Here is a 2,298-nt window from a genome sequence, read left to right on the forward strand (position 1 = left end):
TATTATTTCCTCCTTCATAGCCTGTATCATTTAATGAGCTTTCAATAATCTGGTTCAGGCGGTTTCCTGTATATTTATAGGCAAGATCATCTACCAGCGTAGAGGTGGCCCCAAAAACAGGGATCGCATTTCTTTTTAAGAATGTAATATTTCCGTTGACATCATAGGTCAAACGTTCATCAAAATTCTTGTTGTGCGGATTGGTTGTCTCCGGTTCTGCATATTCGGCATCAGTTAATCGATTAAGTTTATCGTAGGTATAATTGTACCTTTTCAGAATATCCTGTGAAGAATTTTTCCAATCTATTTCTGCAATATTTCCATTGAACCTGCCGGAAGAGATGCTGGTATAGACAGGATTATTGTATTTTACCTCATACCCAAAAAGTTTCCCATTCAGATTCGCAGGATTATTGATCCTGGTTATCCACCCCCGGATATTGTATTGGTAATCTATGGTTTGTAATGGGGATGCAGCAGCTGTTCCTCCTACTTTCTTGGATTCCAACTGGGAAATCTCATTATACTTATTCTGTGTGAGGTATTCAACAGGATTGCTGCCCACCTGATGGGTATGGGTCAGAAGCCTGTTCTGAGGATCATAGGTGAATTTTTCTACAATAGCCTTTTCAGGATCCGAACCCAATCTTCTATGGTAGGTATTGCTCTGAAGGACAACTCCTGTAAAGTCAAGTTTATTGTTAACTACCGTATAACCACCCAAATGGTTATTGCTTCTTGAACCGATATTTCTTCCTTTGGTATCATACCAGATAAAGTTACGCGTCCATTGATCATCTTCTATATTTTTGATATAGGAAGCGGTAAGCAATCCCTTGGTGGTTCTTTCCTGAGCCGGATTGTCCGTAAGAAGAGGCTGGGCAAATACATTGGTAACCGCTGAAGAGCCTGGTGGATAGCTGTCATAATAATTAACACTTAATACCTGGCTAACATTGGAAGGGGTGGAAAGCTTGGTATAGTATACCGCCATACCGTTTAAGGTAAATCCCACCGCAGCCGTTCGGGTTTCATATAAAACGGTATTGACATTCGCACTGTTTTGTATCGATACCCTATTGGCTGTATTATTGGTGATTCCTGTATAAATGGTTCTTCCAAACTGGTCATACTTGGTAAAGAGCCATTGTCCTTTTCCTTTAAGAACTGTATCTTGAGTCAGAATAAGCTGATCTGCTTTATTGTACACCATATACTCCCAGCCTTTTCCGGGCAGTTTTTTTTCTACCAGACGGTTTTTGCTGTCATATTTATACTGGTAGCATAAATCGTTAAGCACGGTATTGGGATCTGATTCTAAAGCCGCTTTGGGAGGAATCACAAAAGCCAGCTGATTATAGTCATTATAAACATAATAGGTATCGGCATTTTCTGTAGCACTGATGACTTTTCTTACCAGCAAAACCTGTCCCTGAGCATTTTTAAATTCAATAGTTGGGTTTCCGTCTTCATCAGTCACTGTATTTTTATACAACTCTCCTGTTCCATAGGAGCCTGGTGCAAGTAATTTGGATTCAAAATTGGTATAGTTAAAAGTAGTGGTATATTTTTTAACGTCTCCAGTGACATTAGCCTGGTATCCAAATTGTACAGGTTTGTTAGCCCATGCATTTCCCACCTGCTTTTGTCCTAAAACACGATTTAACGGAGAGCTTTCCAGAATTTTCTCTGAATAGATTTTCTCCGTACTATATGGTGTACTGCTTACATTGGCTAAGGGATTGGCAACAATGCCGCCACTGAGAGTTCCTCCCTGAGGCACGGGCAGATAGTCCAACACCTGTCTCCCGAAACCATCATATACAATAGGGGTTACAACATCTTTTCCTAATGGAGAGGCTTTGACATTGACAATTTGTTTGGGTCTTCCCAACCCGTCAAAATACTGAACGGTTTCTGAGCTTTTAACATTCGCAAGCGTAGGATCTGACAAATACGTCTTTGAGTACACATAATTTTCGGTACTGGTAAGCTGCGCCTGGGCAATTCCTATGATGAATATTCCTATGGGAATTAATATCTTTTTCATCGGTTTTAGTTTTTATAGTTATATTGGAATTCTTTTACCGTTTTATAGATCGTATTTCCACTGCTTTCTTTTTCCTGCTGACGGATTTCTTTCAATCGATTAGCAGTATCATAAATATAAAACTCACTGAGTCCTGAAGGAGGAGTAATGCTTCTTACGCCTATCAATGGATCGTACGTATAGGTGGTCACCTGATAAGCAGATAATGAAGCGTTCATTCTGAAGGTATTCAATGCAGATAAAAATGC

Annotated in this window: 2 protein-coding genes; both read right to left on the minus strand. The window is 39.7% G+C overall.

Annotation, left to right across the window (positions count from 1 at the left end; translation table 11 throughout):
- On the minus strand, positions 1–2,050 hold a 2,050-nt coding region (locus tag CQ022_RS22710; protein ID WP_228421877.1), incomplete at its 3' end, for a DUF6443 domain-containing protein.
- Positions 2,051–2,055: 5 nt separating this feature from the next.
- On the minus strand, positions 2,056–2,298 hold a 243-nt coding region (locus CQ022_RS22715), incomplete at its 5' end, for a hypothetical protein (protein WP_228421870.1).

The sequence above is a fragment of the Chryseobacterium culicis genome, assembly GCF_002979755.1.
Classification (GTDB): Bacteria; Bacteroidota; Bacteroidia; order Flavobacteriales; family Weeksellaceae; genus Chryseobacterium; species Chryseobacterium culicis_A.